This is a genomic window from Nostoc sp. C057 (assembly GCF_013393925.1).
Lineage (GTDB): Bacteria > Cyanobacteriota > Cyanobacteriia > Cyanobacteriales > Nostocaceae > Nostoc > Nostoc muscorum_A.
In genome coordinates this window covers 100,683-125,449 of sequence record NZ_CP040281.1, presented here as the reverse complement: position 1 = coordinate 125,449, position 24,767 = coordinate 100,683, and the positions used below count along the sequence as shown (strand labels likewise).

The following is a 24,767-nucleotide window of genomic DNA, read 5'->3' as shown; positions in this document are numbered from 1 at the left end:
AAGTTTTCTGCATTCTGCATTATGTATTCTCGATCACAATAATTTCTAATAGAAAGTATTCAAAAAAATTATGATTAGTTACTTTTCCTCATATAGGCAAAAATGATTTGAATAGATACATATTACAAAACAATTTTTGACCTGATAAATTTGCTACTATTAAGGTGTTATTGGAAAAAATGGAAATATTATTGTATAATTGCGTGGTTTTTCCCACAAAAGTAAGAAGCAAAAGGTTTTAATAAGTTAATTTTTATTTTGTATGAATCTAGTGAATAAAACAGAAAAAACATTTGCACTGACAACACCACTATATTATGTAAACGATGTCCCCCATATAGGCAGTGCTTATACGACGATCGCAGCAGATGTAGTAGCACGATTTCATAGATTACTAGGATATCGGGTATTACTAATTACAGGTACAGATGAACACGGGCAAAAAATTCAGCGATCGGCGGAAAGTTTAGGCAAAGGGCCACAAGAGTTTTGCGATGAAGTTGTCCCTAGTTTCGTTAGTTTGTGGCAGTTACTAGACATTAAATACGATCGCTTTAGTCGGACAACTGCACCTCGTCATGAAGCGATCGTCAAAGAATTCTTTGAGCGAGTCTGGGAATCTGGTGATATCTACCAAGGACAACAACAAGGCTGGTATTGCGTATCTTGTGAAGAATTCAAAGAAGAACGGGATCTACTAGAAGGACATCGTTGTCCGATTCATACTAACAAAGAAGTTGAGTGGCGAGACGAGCAAAACTATTTTTTCCGCTTATCTAAATATCAAAATAAGCTGACAGAATTTTATCAATCTAAACCCGATTTTATTCAACCAGAAAGTCGGCGCAATGAAGTCCTCAGCTTTGTCAATCAAGGGCTGCAAGACTTTTCTATTTCACGGGTAAATCTAGATTGGGGTTTTCCCGTACCAGTTGATTCCAAACACACCCTTTATGTTTGGTTTGACGCGCTGTTAGGTTATGTCACGGCATTACTCGAACCAGATGCAGAACCAACTTTAGCAAATGCTTTAGAAACATGGTGGCCAATCAACCTGCACCTAATTGGTAAAGATATTTTACGCTTCCATGCAGTTTATTGGCCGGCAATGTTGTTGTCAGCTGGCTTACCCTTGCCAGAAAGAGTATTTGGGCATGGCTTTTTGACTAAAGATGGTCAAAAGATGGGTAAAAGTCTGGGTAATACCCTTGATCCTGTTTCGTTAGTTCAACGCTATGGTAGTGATGCCGTTCGTTATTACTTCCTTAAGGAAATCGAATTTGGCAAAGATGGAGATTTTAATGAAGTAAGGTTCATTAATGTTCTGAATGCAGATTTGGCAAATGATTTAGGTAATTTGCTCAATCGCACCTTGAGCATGGTGAAGAAATACTGCGTTGACAATAATGTTCCATCAATCGGCAATGAAGGAATTCCTGACGAAAATCCTTTGAAAACAATAGGTTTACGTCTAGGGGAACAGGTGAAAGAAGCATATAAGGAACTAGCTTTCAGTCAAGCCTGCGGCGCTATCCTTTCACTGGCACAAGCCAGTAATAAGTTTATTGATGAACAAGCTCCTTGGTCATTATATAAACAGGGACAGCAAGAGTCCGTGGAAAAAGTTCTCTACGCAGTTCTAGAATCAGTTAGACTGGCAGCTTATCTGCTTTCCCCAATTATTCCAAACATCAGTAGCGATATTTATCAACAACTGGGCTTTGGAATAGACTTCAACGATCAAATACAAAGTTCAGTGACCGCTCCTTTTGCCACCCATGCGACATGGGGGATACTATCTAGTAAACAACAGTTGGGTACATTCCAACCAGTTTTTAAGCGAATAGAACCCCCGAAAAACGATTAGTCCTTATCAAACTCTGATTTTGTTCAATTTCTTATTTTCTCAAAAAATTTATCGGAGCTTAATTTATATTAGCCCCGGAACATTATCATAAGCCGCTGTGACTAGCATCTAAAAGTTCGTAATTTGTATCAAAAATAACAGGGATAAAAATCGAGGTATCACAATGATGTTGAATAATTTTGAAACCGATTCAATATTTACGCCAGAACAAGTTTTGGAGAATCGGGGCAGGGTCGCCATATTTATTGACGGCTCAAATCTATTTTACGCTGCACTACAACTAGGGATTGAGATCGATTACACGAAGCTATTGTGTCGATTGACTGGAGGTTCTAGACTTCTGCGATCTTTTTTCTACACTGGTGTAGACCGGACGAACGAGAAGCAACAGGGGTTCCTGCTGTGGATGCGTCGCAATGGCTATCGAGTCATTGCTAAAGATTTAGTCCAGCTACCAGATGGCTCTAAAAAAGCTAACCTGGATGTAGAAATAGCAGTAGACATGATGGCGCTAGTCGATTCTTATGATACCGCAGTTTTAGTCAGCGGTGATGGGGATTTGGCTTATGCGGTCAATTCAGTTAGCTATCGCGGCGTGCGGGTAGAAGTGGTAAGTTTGCGTTCGATGACCAGTGACAGCTTAATTAATGTAAGCGATCGCTACATCGATTTAGAAGCCATCAAAGAAGACATTCAAAAAACCCCTCGCCAAAGCTATCCATACCGGCCGTTATCTGGTATCGGCTTTTTGGAAGACCCAAGAACTAGTGATGGACACCTAGAAATCCAAGAATAATGGCGTATCAATTTCATAAAAGAGGGAGACAGGGGGAGAAAAAAATTCAAAAATACTCCCCCACTCCCTCCTTCCTTTTTTTACCTTTGATTTTTTTCTTGATATTTGGTTTAGTAAGTTGTGGGGGTAAATCCCCTATAGCTTCTCAAGAAAATCCTGCGGCTTCATCTAAGCAAGATAGCGATTTAACCTTCTTTGATGTCACCCTAGAACAGGCAGATGAAGTGGGAAGACCAATTTGGAAAGTCAGGGCTAAAACCGCAAAATACACCAAAGAAAAACAAATTGGTCAAGCTGAAAGTCCTTATGGTGAACTATATCAAGATGGTAAAGTAGTTTACCAAATCAAGGCAGATGTTGCAGATATTGAACAAGATGGGAAGCAGTTGTTTCTTAAAGGTAAGATATTTGCCACAGACCCTAGTAATGGAATTGTATTGCAAGGCAATGAGTTAGAATGGCGGCCCAAAGAAGATTTGTTGATTGTCCGCAACCAAATTAACGGTACTCACAAACAACTACAAGCTGTAGCGCAAGAAGCGCGAGTTAAAACCCGCGAACAGCGCATGGAATTTTCTGGACGAGTAATAGCCAATTCTGCTGATCCCCAATTACAAGTAAGAACCGAGCATTTAATCTGGAATATTAAAGAAGAAAAACTAATTGGCGATCGCCCCATACAAATTGATCGCTACAAAGATAATAAGATTAGCGATCGCGGTAAGGGTAATTCTGCCGAAGTCAACTTAAAAACAAAAATTGCCACTATTAAACAAAATGCTCAATTAGATTTACTAGACCCACCAGTGCAAATAGCTAGTAACTCTATGACATGGAACATGAACGCAGAAACTGTTACTACAAATTCCCCTGTACGAATGTTCCAACGGGCTGAAAATCTTACCGTAACCGCAAATCAAGGTGAAATGAAAATCCCGCAAAAAACGGTTTATTTAACAGGTAACGTCAACGCCATTGGTCAGCGTCGCCAGTCTTTGAAATCTAATATATTAACTTGGTATTTAGACAATAAGTTAGTTGAAGCTCAGGGAAATGTAGTTTATCGGCAAGTTGACCCACCGTTAAATTTTATGGGTGAAACGGCCGTTGGTAATCTGCAAACAGAAAATATTGTTGTCAAAGGTGGCAGTTCTACCGGTAGGGTAGTAACAGAAATTATTCCCCAACAAAGAGCCAATCGTCAGCAGTAGAGTTAGTGGAAATGGGGAGTGGGGAGTAGGGGGGACTTGTCCCCAAGTCCTCTTACCCATTCCCCACTCCCTGTAACGCTCTAGGCTAGGATCTTAGTATTACAAGTCCTTTGATAACCCATGAATGGATCAAATCAATTAGGCAAGAAATCCTTGCCAATATCCCAGCAAGCAGAACATTCCCAGCATCATGATACAGACCACGAGCATACAGATCATACTCATGGGACTGAAGAGCCTGCTCATCCTCATGTCCATAGCGAAGAGTCTTTACGGCGAATTGCCAATCGATTATCGCGTATAGAAGGCCATGTTCGTGGTATTAAAACAATGGTGCAGCAAAATAGCCCTTGTCCTGATGTTCTACTGCAAATTGCCGCAGTGCGTGGCGCATTAGATAAGGTAGCGCGAATTGTTTTGGATGAACATTTGACTGAATGTATTGCGAGAGCCGCACAAGAGGGTAATATTGAAGTTGAAATTAAACAGTTAAAAGCTGCTTTAGATCGATTTTTACCTTAAAAATTACAAAAATCAGAAATTGACTAGCACTACAAGATATTTGGTAGAGATGTAATATTTGGTGTATTGACTCAGACAAAGGGTTTTTATACCAAAATTAGCATAAGTGTTTCACAGTCATAGTTGATAGTCTAGGTAGTTTCAAAGCAGTCATAAGGGGGTAACTTATACCCTTGAAATTATATTAGAGTACGGTAGGGAAGTTTTTGCATTTGGATTTTATAGATATCTTCCAAGAATGATTTTAAATAAATATAAATTTAACTATTGTATAAATATAAATACTAACAAACCTATAATTCTTTTGTTACATGGCTTCATGGGAAACATTAATGAATTTGATGAAGCTATAAAATTTCTAGCAGAAGATTTTTCTTATCTTATCCTTGATTTACCAGGACATGGGAAAACTGAAGTTGTCGGAGGTGATGAATACTATGGAATGGAACCCATCGCTCAAGCAATAATTAATTTATTAGATGAATTAACAATAGATAAATGCTACTTAATTGGTTATTCGATGGGTGGAAGATTAGGTTTATACCTAACTCTAAATTTCCCAGAACGTTTTATTAAAGTCGTATTAGAATCAGCTTCTCCAGGTTTAGCAACAAAAGCAGAACGATTAGAACGAGTTAGGCATGATGCTCAAATAGCTAGAAAATTAAGCAGAAGTATTATTCAAACTGATTTTGCTGATTTTTTGTCCAATTGGTACAATCAACCAATTTTTGGTTATATAAAAAATCATCCAGAATACGATCGCATGATAGAAAGTCGCTTGCAAAACAATCCGCAGGAATTAGATAAATCATTGCGCTTCATGGGGAATGGATGTCAACCTTCTTTGTGGGAGAAGCTACAAGAGAATAGTATTCATATACTCTTACTAGCTGGTGAATATGATGAAAAATTTATATTTATTCATACAGAAATGGCTAAACTATGTGAATTTGCACAGCTAAAAATAATTAAAAATGCTGGACATAATATTCACTTTGAAAATACCTTGGCATTTGTGGAAAATATAAAATATTTTCTGTCTACAGTAAGTTAGAAACTAAGATAATCTCACGGCTTCTTTAGTGGCTTCCTAGAAGGAGTTGGCGATGGTGTCAAATTCTGGACAGTTGGTTGATTAGCTGTGGTTAATTCCTCTTGCAACATTTTCTGATAAACTTTAGGCAAAGAGCTACTAACAGAATTAGTTTCTATACCATATCCTAGACTCGTCCAAGTCGGAGAGAGTCGCCGCAAAACATCATTTAACTTTCCCTGACGCAGCAATTGAGAAAGATCAGTTCCCCAAACTTTAGAATCAGTTAACCAACGGTAAACGACTATATCTTGATATTCTGCTTCAAAACTATAAGCAGTCCAAAACATCATCTGCATCGGCTTTGGGTGATAACGTGGGGCTAAACGATACCAAGTAATGTTGATAATTTGATATCTGCCGGCAGCAGTAGAACAATTACCTGTATTTGGGCCTGTGACAATTGTGACGCATATCTCAGGATGTCTGCTAAGGTCATTAACTTGTTGACCACCATACAACAGAGAATAGGGACGGTTTCCACTCGCTTCACTCGCCGAAATTGTTCGCATTAAAGCGCGGATATAGGGATCGCCCTGTTTCATCACCAAGGGCGGCTGTTTATCTGCAAAGATGGGATCGGAAGGCGATCGCAAGTCTCCAATATACCATTGCAACAAATACACAAAGCCAAGAAGCGCAGCTATTGGCCCAATCAGTTTTTCAACACCTTTGAATTCAAAGCCTTTCAGAGTCTAACTCCTTCAAATTTGCTCTTTTTATTAACAACAATGATTGACGAGTTCATTCTGACTAAGTTCACTTCCATCCAATACAGTATTTTTGTAAGGGCACAGTAGTACTGTGCCCAAAATGCTTGTTGTATCAAAGCAAGATTTCTACAGCAGTTAAACTGCTTAATTACGCAACGTTAGCAAATAATTCTCCAAAACTTTTTGAGGCTGCTTCAGGTTTGGCAACAATTTCGACAATTTTATTGCGTGCATCTGCTTCAAACAGCGCCTCAACAGCAACTTGGGCGACTTTCTGCCTGGGGATGCTACCGTCAAAGAGTGTATCAGCACTCTGCATCACGATCGCATCTGAGTTATCTTCATTCTTCAATCCACCAGGTCGCACAATCGTATAAGTCAGACCACTTTTCTGGATATACTCTTCAGCTTGCTTTTTCCACACCAAAATCAGCCAAAACAAATTCAGTGGATGGAATAACTGCGAAGTACACAAAGAAGAAACCAAGACAAGATGCTCAATCCCCTTTGCTTTGGCAGCTTCTACTAAATTTTTAGTCCCTTCAAAATCTACTTTATAAGGGCCAGTGGGGTCAAAACTAGGTTTTGCACCAGTCGCGACGAACAAAACTGTACTATCTCCCAACGCAGCATTTAAACTTTCTGGTTGTAACACATCACCTACAACCAACTCAGCTTCAGGAGACAGAATACCCTTAGCTTTCTCTATATCCCGCACCAAAGCACGAACGGGAATATTCCGCGCTATCAACTCTTGCACAATCCGGCGACCTGTTTCACCGGTTGCCCCTGCTACAAATGCTTTCATGAGAAATGCTATCCTGGAAAACTATTGTGTGCTTGTTCAGTTCTTTATTTTAGTAATTCTATGGAGTTGATGGCAGATTAATGAGGTTTTGGTCAAAATGGGATATTGATGCGAAATGACCCAGGAATGTGGGGAATTATTAGTATAGAAGAACGCCAAAATATACAGTAATGCATTTATGCTTTCAAGACAAGGCGAATATAAATCCTGGGAAATAACAGAAGCAGTTTTACCTGTAGCGTCCAACCAAGAAGAAGCGAAGGACACATTAACAGACATAAATGTAGCGACGATTACAAAATTTTACGGTCGTTATCAAGATTGTATGGAAATGCCTGCCCCAGCAGAGAAGGTTGCTGAGTATCTTAATGCTCACGCCTTATGGTTTTCTCGTTGTGCTGAACCCATGAAAGTGCAATTACTTGGGGAAAATGGCTATGCTTTAGTAATTGGTCGTTTTGGTGCTTTCGGTTATGAAGTAGAACCGAAAATTGGTTTGGAATTGTTGCCCCCAGAGGAGGGTATTTACCGCATCCGTACAATCCCCATTCCTGATTACCAAGCGCCTGGTTATGACGTAGACTATCGGGCATCTCTACAGCTAATAGAAAACGATGTTTGCAGTAGCGGTGAGGTTACGAGAGTTGAATGGGAATTAGATTTAGTAGTTGATTTGCACTTTCCCCGCTTTATTCAGCGATTACCCAAGTCTATAATTCAATCTACAGGTGATCGCTTACTTAACCAAATCGTCCGCCAAGTTTCTCGTCGCTTAACACGCAAAGTTCAGCAAGATTTTCAGAAATCTTTGGAAATACCCTTTTCTGGGAATTCCAAACAAAAGCGCTAAGTCAACAGTCCTTTGTCATTTCTCATACACTAATGACAAAGGACAAAGCGCAAAGTCCGAGCGGAGGTTTTCTACGCTCAGAACTTTGTCAGAGAGGACAAATGACTAAGCTTTAGTAAGAATTCTTTGGACAATTTGCACGCCAGTAACAGCCTGCCAAGCAAAAAGTCCCAAAAGGGTGAAATTTATCAAAATATGGGTTGCGCGTGCCCAGTTTGCCCCTTTCTGCATATAAGGGGACAAAGCAGCAGAAAATGCAATCAGACCCGTCATACCCAGTCCTGCCAGCAGGTGAGGGCCGACAAATAACTTGCCATTATTGATGTAAGTGACACCCATCCCTCCAATTGCACCTGCTACCATCAAACCTAAGAGTATAGACCCGATTTGGTAGTGTCTGACGTTGTATCTACCTTTAATCAGTTCTTTCTTTTCTTCCCCCTGAGCATTTCTGGTACGCTGTAATTGCAGCCCCAAGTAGGCAGCATAAATTGAGAGTACTAATAGCGCCCACATCAGCACCGGATGGAAAAAATTCAGCCAATATTTCACCGACGCAGAAAGTTCCAAGCTCATAGTGTTCTCGCCTAATTATTAAATCTTCATAAAAATTAGCATAACTCTATTCTCTGTGCTTCAAGTTGCACAAATTAAAAGAGTCTAAGGGATGAGGAGAGAAGACAAGAGTTAAGCCTCCCTTACCTTAGAATGCTTGCCAAGACTGCATTTCTTAATTTTTAATTTTTAATTTTCAATTTTTAATTGCATAACCCTCTTGCCAAAGTGCATAAACAATCTCAGACTGAGTTTTGAGGGTAGACGAACAAAACCCCCTGTGTGGGATCTCATTCATGACTGAAAACAACGATACTTTGCTGCTAAAAGCTGCTAAAAGTGGTGATATTAAGGGGCTGTGTGCGCTACTGGCTGCTGGCGCGAGGGTAGATGCGTGCGATCGCCAAGGTACTACGGCGTTAATGTTTGCTGCCAATTTAGGCTACACCGAAATTGTGCGATCGCTCCTAGATGCCGGGGCAAATATCAACTTGCCTAGAAAACTCTATGGTTTGACGGCTTTGATGTTAGCCGCTAGTGCTAAACAACTTGACATTTTGAAACTTTTAGTATCCAAAGGTGCTGATGTCAACGCCATTAATGAAGATGGCAGCACAGCTTTAATGGCCGCAGTCCTCAAAGGTCATATCGATGTAGTGCGAGTCTTATTGGCTGCTGGTGCGGAGGTGAGTATTGCCGATAAAGATGATGATACTGCCTTGAAACTCGCCATTAAGCAGGGAAACATAGAAATTTTACAAGCAATTCTCCAAACTGGTGTTGATGTCAATATCCCAGATCAAGAGAGTGAGACACTCTTAACATTAGCCGCAGACTTGGGGCATCTGGAGGTTGTGGAAGCACTGCTAGCGGCGGGGGCTGATGTGAATCTGAAAAATGCTGATGGTGGAACTGCATTATTGGCAGCAGCAGCAGGGGGACATAGTGCGATCGCAGCAGCTTTACTGGATCGAGGTGCTGAAATTAATCTCCAAGACCAAGATGGTGAAACTGCCCTACACCTTGCCGTTGTGGAAGGCTACATTGATGTCGTGCAAGTATTACTTAACAGGGGTGCAGATGTCCAAATTAGGAACCGTCTGGGTGATACGCCACTGCTTGTAGCAGCGTTGCAGGGACATAGCAAAATTGTCGAGGCCCTACTGTGTTCTGAGGCAGATATTAATGGGAAAAATCTTGGTGAAGTACCTTTGACGTTGGCTGCATCACAAGGACATACTCAAACAGTGAAAGTGTTATTAGACTATGGTGCTGATGCCAACACTCTGGGGGACGATGGCAAAACTGCTTTGATTAAAGCAACCGAACGCAAGCACACAGAGATCATACATTTGCTGCTGGCAAAGGGGGCAGATGTGAATTTTCAAGACTCAGCGAGGGCAACATCATTGATGTGGGCTGCCTCAGCAGGTTATGGCGAAATTGTGCAGTTATTACTCCAAGCTGGGGCAGATGTGAATTTAAAAAACCGTGGTGGTTATACTGCTTTGATGATTGCAGAATTTAATGGTTATAAAAATGTAGTGCGGAGTCTGCAAAAAGCTGGAGCGCAAGAATAGCTATTTTAATTCGGAATTTTTCACCTAAAATCTTTTTAGAAATATCTTGACAAATGATTAAATGAAGGTTAATAACTTAAAGACCAAGTAAGTTGAAAACGGCCAAGTTTAGACCTAAGAAACAAAGAAAGCAAAACTCCGTCGTAACTGTTGTGAACTTGCTACGGCGGAGAAAAGAAAAATTAAAACGCCAAGGGGGAACAGGCTAAATGCTTGCGTGACAAGGATATAAAAAAAGCAAAAATGAAGAAGTAAATTTACTTTTTACCTTGTACATTTTACCTTTTACCTGCTCTCCCCCTTGACGTTTCCTACTGTGCTAGATGTGCAAAATATATAGTTTTTGCTTCAACAGAAATGTATTCTAAGGATCATTTTTTATGTATTATCCTAATGACTAAATACAAACAATTCCTGAAAAAAGGTTAATTTGCGATTATTTGAGCGATCGCTATGGAAATTTAAAGAAAAAATAAATTAAAAATTAAATTTGGCGTGGTAAATATCCAGTTGTCATAACCAGTTGCCATAAGATTAGGTATTTATTCATGGCTTGAACAGGAAAAATGGTTAATGACTATAAAATTTGCAGAACAACTAGTGTCATGTCATCAGTGTTTTGCTTATCATCACCAATGAATTGCTGAACTTGGTCAAATAAATAGTCCACAATCTCCTCTGGCCCATTACAGTACTTGCAAGCCGTATTGAAGCCAGCGACAAAGTTATCTTCATCGAAGCGATCGCCACCAGCCGCCGCTGCATCGGTCAAGCCATCTGTATAGTAAATAATGGTATCCCCAGGCTCTAACTGTACCTGAGCATCTTCATATTGGCTGTTAGCATCCAAACCGATTAGCATTCCTAGAGTATCTAAACGGCTGACAGTTTTCGTGGCTGCGTGCCACCACAAGGGAGGATTGTGTGCCGCATTGCTATAAGACAAAATTCGACTGTGAGGATTATATTCTGAATAAAACAGTGTTACAAAACGGTGAGAATTTTCCAAATCCGCATACATCACTCTATTTAAGTTTTGCAGAATTTTTGCTGGGGAATTCCCATGTAGCACTTCTCCCCTTAGCATTCCTCGCATCATCGTCATAATCAGACCAGCAGGGACACCTTTGCCCATGACATCTCCAATAACCAAACCCCAGCGACCAGTCTCGGTGTCGCCTTTAGTCTTAGACCGAATTTTATTCTGATTGGTAGCAATAAAGTCGTAGTAGTCACCGCCAACACGATTTGCAGGCTTACAACGGGCAGCTAGGACTGCACCAGGGATTGTGGGACATTGACGTGGTAGAAGTCGCCGTTGAATTTCTGCACCAATTTCTAGTTCTTGGTCTAAGCGTTCTTTTTTTCTAAGTTCTACAGCTAGTTCATCGTTTTCGATCGCTACTGCTGTTTGATCTGCCACTAACCTAACTAACTTTTGCCTAGTTTCTGTCCAACTATATTCTGGATCGCGGCTCAATACATAGAGCCATCCCCTTTCTGTATGCTTTACCAGAATCGCCGTACCAAAGATTTGTACCTCTGGCCCCAAATAGCGATGCATTTGGTCATCCAAAATCCCCGTCGCATTCGCTAGAGGGGCAGTATTTGGCAAAAGTGTGATTTGACTGCTGGCTATTTCTAGCGCTTTGCGGATATTTTTACGCTGTCCACTATCTTGCCAATGTAACTGTTCTAACCTGACTTGACCATTAGGTTTGTAGAGAAACAGGGCGCTGCCGTCTGCATCTGTCACTCTTGTTGCCATTAGCGGAATCAGTTCCAAAAACTGATTCAAATTATTGAAACTTCTCAGGGCAAATCCTAAAGAACTGAGCAAATCTTGAATTTTGTTCTGTTCCCGGTGCAACCTTGCCACGAGTTCTTTGAGTGCCACGACTGGGGTGACATCCGTCGCGGCACTACTATTGTTGTCAGTGGGTTGAGAGGGCAGTTGAGACACAGGCACAGGTATTATTGCACTTTATATTGGCAGATTTTAGATTACTTATAAGCTTTTTGGCTTTCGTATTGCTAAACCATAATTAGACAAGACTTGTCACTTTAGCAAGAGTATAAAGACGTAACAGGCAACTTTTATCAGTATTTTATTTGCTTATTATATTTTTGATGGAATCTTAGTCATTTAAAATCATGTATTTTTAGTCAAAATCCAACCCGTAAAAATTACTATAGCGGTTCTAAATTCTATTGAATATAGACCTAACACCGAGCCTTATGGAGAGATGTGTCTACACCGTAGCCTTTTCAAAGAAAGATCAAAGTGTATTGCATCAAAACGAGAAGCGCTATGGTTTTGGTGATAGTTCAGAAATCTTTTCCTTTTTTCATAACTTAATTCCCAAAGCATATCTCTAAAGTCAGAAAAATACTTTATTCAAAGAATAATTTATAACGCTTTCAGAGTAATTATTTGGGTATATAAAACTAGGAAATTAGAAGTCTTTTGAGCAAAAACCTCCATAAGCGCTCAAAGTGAGCTTAGTTTGGTAAAAACATACTTACATTCATTCCTAAAGCTGAGAATATGTAAATAAGTCTTTAAATACTTAATCTGTATACCATAATTACTGTGATAATCGCCAAGGATGATACTAAATATAGAAAAAATCTCCTCCCAAAACTTTAAGTCAAAAGCCAGAAACAATGTTGTCGTTTGATCATCAGAATTCAAATCTCTCGATTTACTACAAAAATATTTGTAGATTCTTTCGCAAGTAGGAGCTGAAAATACACCTGGGAGTGTTGAAACAGCTTACTTACACTAATTTGCTTTTTGAGTCCACAGTGGACGATTTTTCGAATTTCTGATGGTCGGAAGCCGTCTTTTTGGTAAGCATTGGGCAAACAGCTGACGCTAGTAATCTAACTTTTAAGTAAGTTACGTGCAGCGTGCAGTTCTTCCGACTTGCTAATGCAGTCGCTTCGCCTGTTGGTGATGCTACGCATAGCTTTAGCTTGCTTCTTTGACAGCAGTACAAGTTGCCATAGCCAATATGAGTTAACTGCGGAGGGAAAAGACCACAGTCTTTGACTCACCTGCGTTGGCTTTCTAATGTACTACTCACCCCTCAGACTGCTGTCCATCCCACACCACAATAGTTGTATTTGTGGGGGTGAGTATCTTGTCTACCCTTTAAGTTTCTACAAAATGTAAGTTTACGGGCTTTTGTGTGTAGCAACTAAATGTCTTGCTACTCCACTTGAAAAAGCCCTTAAAGGGGTGAAAAAGTTCATTAGCTTGAGATTTTAGCAAAAGTCACCCATTTATTGTGACAAATTTATGATTTTAGGATTTTAACTGTTTTTAGTTAGTTCAAGTGATAATACCAGATTCAGTTATCCCTAAATTTCTCAGTTTGTCAAGAAAAATTTTTAACTCCCAATTTTTCAATTAGCTACTTAAGAGAGCTTCGACAAACTCATAGCTTGAAAAGGGTCGTAAGTCTTCAATTCCTTCACCAGCACCAATAAAGCGAATCGGTAAACCTAGCTGTTGCACAACGGCAAGGGCAACACCGCCTTTAGCAGTGCCATCTAGCTTGGTTAAGACAACGCCACTCAGTTGGGCCGCTTGGGAGAAAACTTCGGCTTGTCGTAGTCCATTTTGACCTAAAGTAGCATCTAGAACCAACAGCGATTCCACTTTTGCATTTGGAGCTTTTTTGTCAATAATTCGCCGGATTTTACCGAGTTCGTCCATTAAGTTTTTCTTGTTTTGTAGTCGCCCAGCAGTGTCTACCAGAAGTAATTCTGTTTGCCGCGATTGGGCCGCTGCGATCGCATCAAATACAACTGCTGCCGGATCTGTATTTTTTCCAGGATTGGCAATTACTTCTACACCACTTCTACTACCCCAAACTTTCACCTGTTCGACGGCGGCGGCGCGGAAGGTGTCTGCTGCCCCAATCAAGCATTTATAGCCAGACTTTTGCCCTAAATGGGCAATTTTGCCGATGGTGGTGGTTTTACCAGCACCATTCACCCCAGTGATTAACCAAATGTTCAAGGTTTCTTTTTCTGGGGTAAAGCTAGTTTTGTGGGATGCTTTACTGGGTGCATCCAGCATATCCCGGAGAATTTTTTTCAGATAGGCGATCGCTTCTTCCGGTGCAGTAACTTCTTCTCGAAGTTTTGTCTGTAGCGCATTGATAATAAAGTCTGTCGCCTCTACACCCACATCGGCTTGCAGGAGTAATGCTTCAATTTCCGTCACAGCAGCTTGGTTAAGCGGCCCTTGACCAACGATCGCCTTCAGTTGGTTGAGAATACTCCGGCGAGTTTTGTCTAAGCCTTGCCGGAGCTTTTTCAGCCAGGTTATTTCTTCAATAGAAACGTCTTCTGGATTTCTACCTTGAGCTGCTAAAACTTTCGCTGACCAAACAAACCCATCATCAAATACCAGTCCGGGAATTTCCTCTCCTATCTCTGAGGTTGCAGCTACTGGCTGTACTATCTCCGGTTCTGGAACTTCAATGGCGGTGGCTATTAGTTGATCTAGTTTTGCTTGCCGTTCTGCCGCCGCCCGTTCTAAGAAGGATAAATTAGCTGGTGCTGTTGGCTGAGTTGCCTCTGGCGTGGGGGTTTGCTCAACTTCATTTGCCCTTATTTCTGGGCTTTCGACATCGGGATCTTCAGCAATTACAATTACTGAGGAATCTTCTGTATTTTCTTCCTCAGTAGCAGTTTGGATAATTTCTAGCTGTTCTGTTTCTAGGGTTGAACTAACAGGTTCCTCAGTTAGTTCTGATTCAGTGATTTCCGCAATTGCCGTTTCTACAGCTTCAGGTTCTGCTAAGGCATTTTCTGAATCAGGCGGGGTTTCTACTACCTCAACCTGTTGTTTTTGCTGAATATTTTTGTAAGCAGCTTTAGCAAATGCCAACAAGTCTGCCGTTGTGTCTGGTGCAGTTTCAGCAGATGAGGTTTCGGCTGGCTCTGGTTGGGGTTCTTGTGCAGGAGTAGTTTCTTCCTGTTTTTTATCAGAGGGAGTCTCAGAGGAATCGTTATATTGACGGCGGAACCAATTAAAAACCATTGCAGCAGTATTAGTTATATGAGTTATAAGTTATAAGTTATGAGTTTAATTTAACTTTGCGCTTTTTCTTAGGGTGAAAACTTCCCGGTTATCCTCACCTTTCATAGCTAGTTTGAGGAGAATCACTTTCCTTCGGTTCGCGCAGCGTCTCCCCTTCTTCCAAAGGAGAGCTAGCGCCAAGGTAAAAGTTTCGCTCGGAGGAAGCCGCAGAAGCGGCTACAGACTTTTCTCCATAGCAGTATATGAATTAGGCAGTGTTACTATGCTGTTTTTTTCTGCTCAGTGACTCGGCGCAAAACACCATTAATAAATCGATGACCGTCGTCTCCACTGTAGCGTTTGGCTAGCTCCACAGCTTCATTGATGGCGATACTATCTGGAACTCCTAAGAATTTCATTTCTGCCACAGCGATTTGCAGGATATCGCGGTCAAGTTGGGCGAGACGAGTTACTTGCCAATCCACTAAGGCAGTAGAAAGGAGTTCATCTATAATGTGTCGATTTTCATTGACAGTAATCACAAGCTCTTTAGCGTAATTACGGACTCCTTTATCCTGATTAGCCAGTTGAATCAATTCGGGGAAATCAACTGCCGTACCCAATTGATTGATTGCTGTCTGGGTGCAGGCGATCGCTTCTTGAAGCATTGTTCTGGCAGAATTGAGGTCGGAAGCACGAGTTTGGCTACTCAAAAGGCGATCGTTACTGCGTTGCAGTTCACCTGCGGCATTATTGAGGGTATCTTGCACTTCTGAGGTCAGGGTACGTACTGCTCCTAGCACCAATTTGGATACTAGCTGATCGTCTAGTAGTGTATCTAATTTTTTTGGGTTGACTGGCAATTGGCTAAGGCTTAAAAGCGCCAATTCACGAGCAATTTGCTGGGGTTTACGAGGTTGCATAAAAGTCAGGGGTGATTGTGCGAGAACTGAGTAACTAGGCTGGGCAAACTTACAAGTTTATCAATTTTGGCACAGTCAAACAACAACATTACGCATTTGCTTGTGACTTTGCCAGATTGATTTTAAGTTTCTTTAACGGAAATAACCTGCTGGTTGATTTCGTCGTGTTTCACTTCCACTGTAGATTCTTTAGGGAAAATCAAGGGTGTATTCGGGGCGACAATGCCACCTGATACAACTATTTTAAAAGCGTCTTCAATAGACATGGAGAGGTTCACCACCTCGTCTTCAGGAACTACTGCGTACCATCCGGTAGTTGGATTTGGGGTGGTGGGGATAAAAACACTTAAAACGGGGCGGGACATCTGGGCTTGGATATCACTGCTGATTGCACCAGTGACAAAGGCGATCGCCCAAATTCCTCGGCGGGGATACTCTACCAAAATCACCCGGCGAAATTTACCGTTAGAATCTTTTAGTATTGTTTCTAAAAGCTGTTTGAGAGTTTTGTATACCTGCCCAGCTAAGGGAATTGCCTGTAATAATCGCTCACCAAAATCTAACAACCACCGCCCAGCAATATTGCGAGCCATCAGACCCATCAATAAGATACATAGTAGTGGTACAGCTAATCCTACTAATAAATTCAGTAAATTTACTAAAATTGGGTTTAACCCATCAAAAGGATTCAGTTGTTTGGGAATTTGGGTGAGGAAGTTGATTACCCAATTAGCAATGGTAATTGTCAGCCAGATAGTGGTTGCGAGGGGAATTACTACCAACAAACCAGCAATCAGGTCGTTTTTTAAGTCCTGTTTTAGGCGATCGATTACCAAGCCCTGATTCTCCTGTTTTAAGCTAGAGGAACTTTTGTTATTGGTATCCATACCAGCAAATTCGTCAAATAGCAAAGGCTTTACTTGAAGCAACTTCTGCCGCAAGTAACTATCAAAAACGCTAGCAGCTTGGCTGCTACAGCAAAAATACGTACTTGTTGCTGTAAATCAGCTATTTTCCTACAAGCATAGACGTAGATATCAACCAATCCGATGGCGGCTGGTTGTTATCAGAGGATGTTACTTTTCCTTGTAAGACTTGTAAATGATTGTTGCAAGTCATGAGGTATTACTAATCTATCGCGCTCAATCAAAAGCTGCTCATGATTGTGAAAGTACCACCAGGTAAACAGAGGAGTTATTTTATAGGCTTAGTCACCTTTGATGGAGAGCGCCTTTTATGAAAATGGTCTGTTAAAAATATTAATTTATTATGGTGGTTTTGTTTAAATGTAAAGCGCGATGGGGTAGTACAGCTAGCTGTACTACCCTATTCATAAAAATTCTGATTTTGCGATCGCTACTTGTTGATTTGACTGAGAATCCTTCTAATCTCCAATTCCCTTTACGCCACATCAGCCTGTGTAGTTTCCGAATCCGCACACTGTAACTGTTGTGGACTCTCTTGTGCCAGAATTGCTGTTACGTCTAAATTAGGTTTTGGTAGATACTTCATTTCCCAAACTTTGAGCAAAATCAAGTATTCGTAAAATGCCTGCAATGTACACCAAGCAAGTCCAGCGTGTCCATCTAAACAGCCACCTAATATAAAATACATATATAGAAAGCGTAGCAACGGTCTAGCAGGTAAACGCAAAGACAAATCTTTCAAGGCGCGGCGTTTTTCGACTTCCGATTTACCAAAGAATAAATCTTGCCAGTTGACCTTTCCTTGTTCTAACTGATACAGCGTTTCTTGAGCTTCATCTGTAGAATAACGGTTATGCTTATCAATCCAACGGCTCAAACCTTTGCTACAAGTGTAGTGGGGGTATGTTTCTTTTAAAAAGCTAGTTGCACCGTCACAAACTTCCCGCTCAGTATGACCGTAGTCTGTAAACCACACCTTTCCGTGGCGGAAGAGACGCATTTGGTAACGGGGATACTGTGTGCTGTAGCGAATCCAACGATTCATGAACATGACACGTTCAGCCACGTAGTAACCGATGTAATCAAGATTCTGACTTACCTTTTCGCATTCCGCGAACAGTTCTGGTGTCATCCGCTCATCAGCTTCGAGAATATAAACCCATTCGTGCTTCGGGGGGATGGACTCTAACATCCAGGTGCGTTGGCGGCCGTGGCTTTCAAAAGCGTGTTGGACAACGCGGATGGGATAGCTACTGGCAATTTCCACAGTGCGATCGCTACTGCATGAATCCACAACAATAATGTCATCCGATAGCATCGCTGATTCGATACAAGCAGCAATATCTAGTTCTTCGTTATATGTCAGTATGTAAATTGAGAACATTACTCAAGTTTTATAGTGATTTTACTCAGTGATAATTGTATTTTTATTGTTGTTAGCTATTAGGCGCATGGCAGTATAAACCGAATAATTTTTGTATAAGTCTTACTGCCATGCCAATAGTGGATTAACGGGCGGTAGCTCTAGGTTTACCACCTTGTACAGCACCCATACCTTTTAAGCCCGTCCAGCCGATGATAATGTAACCAATGGATAACAACAAACTGCTAATCCCAATCCGCAGCCCAGACTTCCAAGCAGTATCTTTAGCTTGTTGTTCTGCTTCTTCTCTGCGCTGGCGAACTTGGCTCAGTTGTTGAGTTCGCAGTGTCTGAATATCTGTTTGTTGTTCGATAGCTTTGTCAAGCGCTTGGGGATCTGTTTTAGCCTTTTTCAGTAACTCTTTGATATTTGGGGGAATTTGAGAGCTTTCAAGCGCTTGCTTATATTTTTGATCGTCTTTGAGGATTTCACTAAACTGAGCTTTGGTTTGGGTTCGCAGTTGATCTAATTGGGCTTTTCCTTGCTCAGTATTCAGTTGTGCTTGCAATTGCGATAAGCGAGTGTTGAGTTGAGCTTCTGCCTGATCTGCTTCTTGGGTGATTCGATTGAGTGTTTGAGTCTTAGCTTGATTGACGTTATTGAGGTGTAGGGGAAAAATCAGCAAGAACATCAACCCTAAAATACTTGAGAGAATCACGGCGGGAAATCTTAAATCGATCCCTTGGGGGCGATCGCTTCCTGCATCAGCGTTTTCAATCCAATAGGCAGCAAATAGCAGCCCCAGCCCCACTAGAGGAACAATCCCGCGATCGACTAGTGCTGTTGCCAAGTTGATTTGCCATACCCGATCAGTCGGTTGAAAGGGTAACAATAGAATCAAAAAGTCCACAAAAAAGGACAAAATGCAGATTATTCCAACTACCTTAACTGTGAGGGCAGTACTCACGGAAGTAAAACGGTTAACCATAGTTTTTCAAACTGGCGGTGAATACGAGTGATTTTCATATTTCAAGTTACTTGAATATTGTGCCCATGACCGTGACTATTGTGTAGAAATGCAAAGCAGATTCAATATTGCTAAAGGCTATCTGCCTCTTGGTTTTCAACTAGGCCACAGTAACATTTGTTATGTACAGTGTCTTCAGGAAATTCTTGGTGTTTTAGAGTATAAGTATAAACCGTAACGTAGTAAAAGACTCATTAATTACCCGATTTCTCTTGTTTTCAGTTCTTAATCGCTTGCAACATAAGTATTTTGTAGGGGCGCATATCTGTGCGCCACTAGTGGGTTGTGCATCCATATAAAAATTACTATATCTCCTTTATCTCCCTCATCCTTCCATCTCACCCACAAGGGTTTGTTCCCAAATCGGCAGATCCTCGGGTCGGTCAACATCAGCTAAAGGCGACAAATTCACGTATGATAAATGAAGTTTTTGGGCAATGTCTACGGTTTTCTGGAATACTTGAGCAGTTCCCCACTCGATATTAACGAATAACTCCGGGATAGCTTGGCGCAAACCAATTAAGTAATATCCACCATCGATCGCAGGGCCAAGTATGAGGTCAAAGGTGTGTAACTTTTCAAAAGCTGTTGCTAGAATCTCGGCATTGACTCCAGGACAATCTGTGCCGATGATAATTACTTTTTCTGCACCAGATTGAAAAGCATCGAAAAGCGATCGCGCCATCCGTGAACCTAGATCGCCTTCGCCTTGAGATTGGTAAACCAAATCTAACCCCAGCCAGTCTTGCATTAGTTGCAAATCGCCACCTGCAAATCGCACTTCCACAGATATAGCAATGGCTTTTTGCAATTCTTGAACCTGAAATATTGTATATTCTGTCATTTCCCGTTGAAGATTGGCAGCACCAAGATTTCCTAAAGCAGGTATCAATCGGGTTTTTGTCTTACCTGGTTCTGGATAGCGAGTAAAAATAATCAGGTGCTGTTTTGGGTTTGCTGGTAAGTTCAGCACGCAATACCTTATTTGAATAAACTAAAAATATTTTAATAGCAATACTTGCCGTCATCGGCTGTAGTATGCTCCTTCGCAGTTCGCATTGTGCCTAAAATCGTTGAAATAATAACACAACGCTTAACTTTACCACCAGAACTACTGGATAGCGTGATCCGTCCTAAATTTTGTGAATTACCTCTGTAGTCAAATTGAACTTTGCGTATGCCATTTGACAATTGCAAGGTTGTCTCAGAATCTAAGCGTACATTGGAATCTATGTTATTCCAATTAGCAGTAGATGGATTTACTGTAGCAGGATGAACTGCCCATTGAATAATGCCGTTTTGCTCACGAAAGCTAGCTTGCCAAGTCAACTTTTCCTTACTGGCTTGGCTTCGGGCTTGATGAATAGCAAGGTGAACTTCGTTTTGAGCAGTGTTGAGACGGCGAGTCTCTACAAAAGCTAACCAGTTAGATATTCCCTGGGTAGCTAATATACCAATTAATACAACAACTACTAACATCTCTGGTAGGGTAAAACCACTACTGGAGTGCTTATTCAAAAGCTTCTTTGCATTAACTAGAGACGGTAAATGCACCTGGATATCCATTTTTGTTTTCTGATCGCTTTTCAACTACCCAGTCGTTGAGCAATGTTTCAGTTTCTTGCCTTCTAAGTTGACGCTGGTTAGTAATAATATCTAGTAAGGTCGGCAGAATAAGGATTGTGACAATTTTCAGTGACAGTTTGAAGGTGAAATTTATGTTCTGAAGTCTTGAAGGGTTATAAATAAAATACTTACACAAAAATATAGCCGCCGCTAGACCTTTTTTTCTGTTAAATGGCTTTTGTAGAGCTTTGCAGACCAGGTATTTGTATAAATTTGCCAGACAAAGATTCCAACTATCCTTTAGTGTCGTTCCTGTAGCTTCTCGTAGAGAAGGTCTTTTTTTGTAGGCTCTCTCAAGCACTTGCAAACAGGATCTTTCCTGTCTGACAAGATTGCAAGAAACTGAATTAGGAGTTATGCGATATAAGATTTGTACAGATGGGACACATATAAAATTAAACTTAGATGCTAATCGCAGCCACATATCCCAATCCTGAGCCGCACCTAGAGATTCGTCAAAGCCACCTAATGCAATTAAAGCTTTTCTACAAATTAAAGGATTGGAACCATTCTCTAAAAAGTTATTTAGTAGTAAATTTTCATAAACATTTCCATTAGCTTTAACACGCTTACCCGAAAGTATAAACTCACCATTTTCGTCAATATAATCAGTCCAACTATAAGCGACTTTTGCGGTAACGTTTTCTTGCAAAGCCTTTAATTGAGATTTAAGTTTATCAGGTGTCCAAATATCATCCGCATCTAAGAAACTAACAAATTTTCCAACAGCATGGTGTAGCCCTCGGTTACGACTAACGTTTCCCCCGGCATTGGGATAGGAAAATACTTTTATTCGTGAGTCTGGAATTTTTGTAATAATTTCTAAGGTTGAGTCTTGGGAACCATCATTTATTACAATTAATTCTAGATTGTGAAAAGTTTGATTTAAAACAGATTCAATAGTTTCTTTAATAGTTTTTTCACTATTGTAAGCTGGGATAATTACACTAACTAATGTTTTATTTAAAGTTGACTTAATCATGTTGTACACTTCTTGTTTTCAAGATTTTGTCTAACTTGCATCTTAAAGAATAAAAGGGACTCATCATACTAGCTAAGTAAAAGTTAAGCTCAAAAAGAGCAATTAGATTAGTTTTAAATTGCCCTCTATACTGAATGAGGTGCTGTAATACTCTACGTAAGTTTCCTAAAATAGTTTTCACAAAAATTATTGGTTTTTGCCAATTTTTAGCATTTATCAAACGTAGCTGAAAAATACACAAGCCACAGCCACGTGCCAAAGTCAGTAAATAATCTCTTTCCAGCCGCCAATGTGGTATTTGATGATAAGTATGCATGTTAGGGTTATACCAAATTTCCCAGCCTGCATAATGTATATAAAGCAATGGTTCATAGTCATCACCCTGCACAAAAATGCCAGGTAATTTGCCGCTTAAATTCGGTTGTTCTGGTACATTTTCACACCATACTTGTTTTCTCACAACAAGCGCTGCCGCAGGAGGTAGTCTTAAATTTTCTGCATCAAATAAATGCGGATTTGAACCATGTTCTCTGATTGCTAAAAAAGCTTGAATTCTTTCAAAATTTTCTGGCAGCTTTACTTCAAAATCCCCATGAATCTGTCCGCTCCAAGCACCTGCTTGAGGATGTTCTAATCCAAAGGTATATGCTTGAGCTAACCAATCAGGATCGGGTAAATTATCATCATCTAAAAACGCTATTAGCTCACCTCTTGCTTCACGTACTGCCCGCAATCTTGCAAAAGCTGCTCCCTGTTTGGGTTCTAGAAAGTATCTTAACCGACAATTTATATCATATATTTTTTGGTAATTCTGGATTATTTCAGATGTGTTATCAGAACTATTGTTATCTACAATAATAATTTCCCAATTAAGTTTTTCTACTCCTATCTGGTTTAATAGCTTATCTAAAACTTTAGGTAAACGGGTTGCTCCGTTATAGGCAGGGATAGCTATGCTAATATCTAAACTTTCAACTGATAAGTCGACCATAATATTTAATGTTTTGATAATTTATTTTTTAAAATATCCATTTTTCCAAAGATAAAAAGGGCTAATGAAGCTACTAAGAAAAAGTTCCATTTCGCAAGCAACTACCAAATCGTGTTTGAGTCTAGTTCGGTATTTGAGTAAGTGTAAAGTAATTTTACGTAAGTCATTTATCATATAAGATAAAAGAGCAATTGGTCTATATACCTGTTTGATATTAACCATTCTAGTTACATAACGGCTAAGTCCAATTCCTCTAAAAAAGGGAATTAAATAGTTTTTTTGTAAACGAGAACTAGGTATTCTATGGGAAATTTCCATTTCTGGGTTATACCAAATTTCCCATCCTGATTTTTGGATATAAGACAACATTTCTAAGTCTTCACTGGTAAGCATATTGCCCTTAACTCTCCCAGTTAAAATCGCCTTATTTGGCACGCTTTCTAACCACGCTTGTTTACGCACTACAAGTCCGGCAGAGGGAGGGAGCAATTTTTTAGATGCTTCATATAATAACGGTAAATTACCTCGCTCTGTAATTGCTAAGAATGGAGCAATTCTCTGAAAGTTTTCTGGTGGTTCTACTTCCCAGTCGGGGTGAATTTGGCTGCCATAAGCTCCCGCTTTAGGGTATTTTTCACCAAAAGTATAAGCTGCATATACCCAATTTGATACTGGATAGTTGTCATCATCTAGAAAACCTATGAATTTACCTTTAGCTTCTGCAACTGCCTTTTTTCGGGCATAGGCTGCCCCTTGTTGTGCTTCAAAGCAATACTTTAAAGGGTAAGGACATTGCCAATTCTGTTGATAGGTTTGAACAACTTTAGCTGTGTTATCAGTGCTGTTGTTGTCTACAACTATAATTTCCCAAGATAAATTTTCGGTGTGAAGTTGGTTTTGTAGCCGTTCTAGTAGTTCAGGCAAACGACTTTCACCGTTATAAGTTGGGATAGCTACAGTAATATCAAGGTTTTCAGCCATTTGACAAAATTCACATTTTGATTAAGACGCTTTTTATTTTATATATTGAACCAATAGCTAGTTTATTACTGGCTCTTAAATAAATCTATCGAACATTAAAAACTGCACCTGATGTTTTAATTTTGCTATCAATGTGCAGTTTTATATACAGTATTATTACGTAATTTGAAATGAAGATTCCTGCATAAGCTACTTAACTGCATTTATCATCTTGTGCTGTGAGCATTGAGCCTAAGAGAGTTTTCACAATGACGCATCGCTTGACGCTACTAGCCGATGTGGAGTTTGCAGAGCTTGGTACAGCTACCACTATTTTTAACCCAGGTGGCTCTGTCGAAGGGGCTACAGGTGTTCCAAAGCTTGCATTGGGTAAAGTCCCCATATAGTCAAAGGTAATTTTTGTTGACGCACTTAAAGTGTAAGAGACAGATGAACCAGCAGTGTTTTGACTGGTGAGATTTGCACCTAGCAGAAATTTATCAGAGCTGATGCCTACATCTGCTCCTAAAGGTTTCCATGTAGGGCTTCCAGCATTGGTATTATAAACAGCAACCTCTGCATTTTGGGTTGTGCTATTTTTCTGAAAACTGACACTGTAGCTAAGTTTTTTGTTTTTAGCTTCGCGCTGTGCTTCTTGCAGTGCGGCTAAAACAGCGTCGTTAACCTTATTCACTTTCTGCCGATTCACAAAAGCAAGCCAACCAGGAGCTGCGATCGCTGATAAAATTCCAATCATCACCATCACTACGATTAATTCCAGCAAGCTAAAGCCAGCATCGTGTTGGGTGTATCCAGAAGCATAGCGTAGTCTGTGAATTAAACATCGCTGTTTACTGGTTTCATTTCTACTGTTTGGGTTAAATAACTTCAAACTTAACTTTCCCATAATTAGCTGCCATTAATTAATCCTTG

22 protein-coding genes are annotated in these 24,767 nt (G+C 40.3%); 7 read left to right on the top strand and 15 right to left on the bottom strand.

The features are described from left to right. Nucleotides 1-262 precede the first annotated feature (262 nt). The 5 genes from metG to menH all read left to right on the top strand — a co-directional run bounded on the left by metG (nt 263) and on the right by menH (nt 5,453). The gene (gene metG, locus FD724_RS00430) at nt 263-1,867 is read left to right on the top strand and encodes a methionine--tRNA ligase (protein WP_179071216.1); all 1,605 of its coding nucleotides are present in this window, start codon (nt 263-265) and stop codon (nt 1,865-1,867) included. Between the two features lie 166 nt (nt 1,868-2,033). Further along, nucleotides 2,034-2,663 (top strand): NYN domain-containing protein, encoded by a 630-nt coding sequence (locus tag FD724_RS00425; RefSeq protein ID WP_041565095.1) that lies wholly within the window; start codon nt 2,034-2,036, stop codon nt 2,661-2,663. After that, nucleotides 2,663-3,874, top strand: coding sequence for an LPS export ABC transporter periplasmic protein LptC (lptC, locus tag FD724_RS00420; protein WP_179071215.1), 1,212 nt, complete (start codon nt 2,663-2,665; stop codon nt 3,872-3,874). Before FD724_RS00425 ends, lptC begins: the two co-directional genes overlap by 1 nt. Before the next feature lie 120 nt (nt 3,875-3,994). Continuing rightward, nucleotides 3,995-4,396 carry a metal-sensitive transcriptional regulator gene (locus tag FD724_RS00415; RefSeq protein WP_114080231.1) on the top strand — a complete coding sequence of 134 codons (402 nt, stop codon included), beginning with the start codon at nt 3,995-3,997 and terminating at the stop codon, nt 4,394-4,396. A 238-nt stretch (nt 4,397-4,634) separates the two neighbouring features. Continuing rightward, a complete protein-coding gene (menH, locus tag FD724_RS00410; protein WP_179071214.1) occupies nt 4,635-5,453 on the top strand; it encodes a 2-succinyl-6-hydroxy-2,4-cyclohexadiene-1-carboxylate synthase in 819 nt (272 codons plus the stop codon). A 14-nt stretch (nt 5,454-5,467) separates the two neighbouring features. Here menH and FD724_RS00405 read toward each other — a convergent pair whose 3' ends face one another. Beyond that, on the bottom strand, nt 5,468-6,118 hold the full coding sequence (locus tag FD724_RS00405; protein ID WP_256874409.1) for a glycoside hydrolase family protein: 651 nt from the start codon (nt 6,116-6,118) through the stop codon (nt 5,468-5,470). A 235-nt stretch (nt 6,119-6,353) separates the two neighbouring features. Continuing rightward, on the bottom strand, nt 6,354-7,013 hold the full coding sequence (locus FD724_RS00400) for an NAD(P)H-binding protein (protein WP_179071213.1): 660 nt from the start codon (nt 7,011-7,013) through the stop codon (nt 6,354-6,356). Nucleotides 7,014-7,191: 178 nt separating this feature from the next. Between FD724_RS00400 and FD724_RS00395 the strand changes: the two genes are divergently transcribed. After that, nucleotides 7,192-7,863, top strand: a complete 672-nt coding sequence (locus tag FD724_RS00395; RefSeq protein ID WP_179071212.1) for a DUF1997 domain-containing protein — start codon at nt 7,192-7,194, stop codon at nt 7,861-7,863. A gap of 105 nt (nt 7,864-7,968) precedes the next feature. Here FD724_RS00395 and FD724_RS00390 read toward each other — a convergent pair whose 3' ends face one another. Next, nucleotides 7,969-8,439 carry a DUF4079 domain-containing protein gene (locus FD724_RS00390; RefSeq protein ID WP_179071211.1) on the bottom strand — a complete coding sequence of 157 codons (471 nt, stop codon included), beginning with the start codon at nt 8,437-8,439 and terminating at the stop codon, nt 7,969-7,971. 275 nt (nt 8,440-8,714) lie between these two features. Here FD724_RS00390 and FD724_RS00385 point away from each other — a divergent pair, with 275 nt between their 5' ends. Then, the gene (locus tag FD724_RS00385; RefSeq protein WP_179071210.1) at nt 8,715-9,998 is read left to right on the top strand and encodes an ankyrin repeat domain-containing protein; all 1,284 of its coding nucleotides are present in this window, start codon (nt 8,715-8,717) and stop codon (nt 9,996-9,998) included. 577 nt (nt 9,999-10,575) lie between these two features. Here the strand turns inward: FD724_RS00385 and FD724_RS00380 are convergent. The 12 genes from FD724_RS00380 to FD724_RS00325 form a co-directional block, all read right to left on the bottom strand. Further along, entirely contained in the window at nt 10,576-11,967 is a 1,392-nt protein-coding gene (locus tag FD724_RS00380) for a PP2C family protein-serine/threonine phosphatase (protein WP_114080238.1), read from the bottom strand. A gap of 1,446 nt (nt 11,968-13,413) precedes the next feature. Then, on the bottom strand, nt 13,414-15,057 hold the full coding sequence (ftsY, locus tag FD724_RS00375) for a signal recognition particle-docking protein FtsY (protein ID WP_179071209.1): 1,644 nt from the start codon (nt 15,055-15,057) through the stop codon (nt 13,414-13,416). Nucleotides 15,058-15,317: 260 nt separating this feature from the next. After that, nucleotides 15,318-15,959: a transcription antitermination factor NusB gene (gene nusB / locus FD724_RS00370; RefSeq protein WP_012406910.1), complete on the bottom strand. Its 642-nt coding sequence runs from the start codon at nt 15,957-15,959 to the stop codon at nt 15,318-15,320. Between the two features lie 122 nt (nt 15,960-16,081). Then, the gene (locus FD724_RS00365; protein WP_179071208.1) at nt 16,082-16,846 is read right to left on the bottom strand and encodes a DUF502 domain-containing protein; all 765 of its coding nucleotides are present in this window, start codon (nt 16,844-16,846) and stop codon (nt 16,082-16,084) included. Between the two features lie 514 nt (nt 16,847-17,360). Next, nucleotides 17,361-18,269 carry a glycosyltransferase family 2 protein gene (locus tag FD724_RS00360; protein ID WP_179071207.1) on the bottom strand — a complete coding sequence of 303 codons (909 nt, stop codon included), beginning with the start codon at nt 18,267-18,269 and terminating at the stop codon, nt 17,361-17,363. A 124-nt stretch (nt 18,270-18,393) separates the two neighbouring features. Continuing rightward, entirely contained in the window at nt 18,394-19,236 is an 843-nt protein-coding gene (locus FD724_RS00355; RefSeq protein WP_114080241.1) for an HpsJ family protein, read from the bottom strand. Between the two features lie 364 nt (nt 19,237-19,600). Next, nucleotides 19,601-20,248 (bottom strand): TIGR04282 family arsenosugar biosynthesis glycosyltransferase, encoded by a 648-nt coding sequence (locus FD724_RS00350; protein WP_114080242.1) that lies wholly within the window; start codon nt 20,246-20,248, stop codon nt 19,601-19,603. A 32-nt stretch (nt 20,249-20,280) separates the two neighbouring features. After that, nucleotides 20,281-20,841, bottom strand: coding sequence for a type II secretion system protein (locus tag FD724_RS00345; RefSeq protein ID WP_114080243.1), 561 nt, complete (start codon nt 20,839-20,841; stop codon nt 20,281-20,283). Next, nucleotides 20,807-21,883, bottom strand: a complete 1,077-nt coding sequence (locus tag FD724_RS00340; RefSeq protein ID WP_179071206.1) for a glycosyltransferase — start codon at nt 21,881-21,883, stop codon at nt 20,807-20,809. The genes FD724_RS00345 and FD724_RS00340 overlap by 35 nt, the downstream gene beginning before the upstream one ends. Beyond that, on the bottom strand, nt 21,876-22,874 hold the full coding sequence (gene hpsE / locus FD724_RS00335) for a hormogonium polysaccharide biosynthesis glycosyltransferase HpsE (protein WP_179071205.1): 999 nt from the start codon (nt 22,872-22,874) through the stop codon (nt 21,876-21,878). Before hpsE (FD724_RS00335) ends, FD724_RS00340 begins: the two co-directional genes overlap by 8 nt. A gap of 21 nt (nt 22,875-22,895) precedes the next feature. After that, a complete protein-coding gene (gene hpsE / locus FD724_RS00330; RefSeq protein WP_179071204.1) occupies nt 22,896-23,855 on the bottom strand; it encodes a hormogonium polysaccharide biosynthesis glycosyltransferase HpsE in 960 nt (319 codons plus the stop codon). Between the two features lie 193 nt (nt 23,856-24,048). After that, entirely contained in the window at nt 24,049-24,741 is a 693-nt protein-coding gene (locus tag FD724_RS00325) for a Tfp pilus assembly protein FimT/FimU (protein WP_179071203.1), read from the bottom strand. Between the last annotated feature and the right edge of the window lie 26 nt (nt 24,742-24,767).

Coding starts and splice junctions, on each gene's coding strand:
- metG (WP_179071216.1), top strand. CDS start 263: ATGAATCTAGTGAATAAAACAGAAAAAACATTTGCACTGACAACACCA.
- FD724_RS00425 (WP_041565095.1), top strand. CDS start 2,034: ATGTTGAATAATTTTGAAACCGATTCAATATTTACGCCAGAACAAGTT.
- lptC (WP_179071215.1), top strand. CDS start 2,663: ATGGCGTATCAATTTCATAAAAGAGGGAGACAGGGGGAGAAAAAAATT.
- FD724_RS00415 (WP_114080231.1), top strand. CDS start 3,995: ATGAATGGATCAAATCAATTAGGCAAGAAATCCTTGCCAATATCCCAG.
- menH (WP_179071214.1), top strand. CDS start 4,635: ATGATTTTAAATAAATATAAATTTAACTATTGTATAAATATAAATACT.
- FD724_RS00400 (WP_179071213.1), bottom strand. CDS start 7,013: ATGAAAGCATTTGTAGCAGGGGCAACCGGTGAAACAGGTCGCCGGATT.
- FD724_RS00395 (WP_179071212.1), top strand. CDS start 7,192: ATGCTTTCAAGACAAGGCGAATATAAATCCTGGGAAATAACAGAAGCA.
- FD724_RS00390 (WP_179071211.1), bottom strand. CDS start 8,439: ATGAGCTTGGAACTTTCTGCGTCGGTGAAATATTGGCTGAATTTTTTC.
- FD724_RS00385 (WP_179071210.1), top strand. CDS start 8,715: ATGACTGAAAACAACGATACTTTGCTGCTAAAAGCTGCTAAAAGTGGT.
- ftsY (WP_179071209.1), bottom strand. CDS start 15,057: ATGGTTTTTAATTGGTTCCGCCGTCAATATAACGATTCCTCTGAGACT.
- nusB (WP_012406910.1), bottom strand. CDS start 15,959: ATGCAACCTCGTAAACCCCAGCAAATTGCTCGTGAATTGGCGCTTTTA.
- FD724_RS00365 (WP_179071208.1), bottom strand. CDS start 16,846: ATGGATACCAATAACAAAAGTTCCTCTAGCTTAAAACAGGAGAATCAG.
- FD724_RS00360 (WP_179071207.1), bottom strand. CDS start 18,269: ATGTTCTCAATTTACATACTGACATATAACGAAGAACTAGATATTGCT.
- FD724_RS00355 (WP_114080241.1), bottom strand. CDS start 19,236: ATGGTTAACCGTTTTACTTCCGTGAGTACTGCCCTCACAGTTAAGGTA.
- FD724_RS00345 (WP_114080243.1), bottom strand. CDS start 20,841: ATGGATATCCAGGTGCATTTACCGTCTCTAGTTAATGCAAAGAAGCTT.
- FD724_RS00340 (WP_179071206.1), bottom strand. CDS start 21,883: ATGATTAAGTCAACTTTAAATAAAACATTAGTTAGTGTAATTATCCCA.
- hpsE (WP_179071205.1), bottom strand. CDS start 22,874: ATGGTCGACTTATCAGTTGAAAGTTTAGATATTAGCATAGCTATCCCT.
- hpsE (WP_179071204.1), bottom strand. CDS start 23,855: ATGGCTGAAAACCTTGATATTACTGTAGCTATCCCAACTTATAACGGT.
- FD724_RS00325 (WP_179071203.1), bottom strand. CDS start 24,741: ATGGGAAAGTTAAGTTTGAAGTTATTTAACCCAAACAGTAGAAATGAA.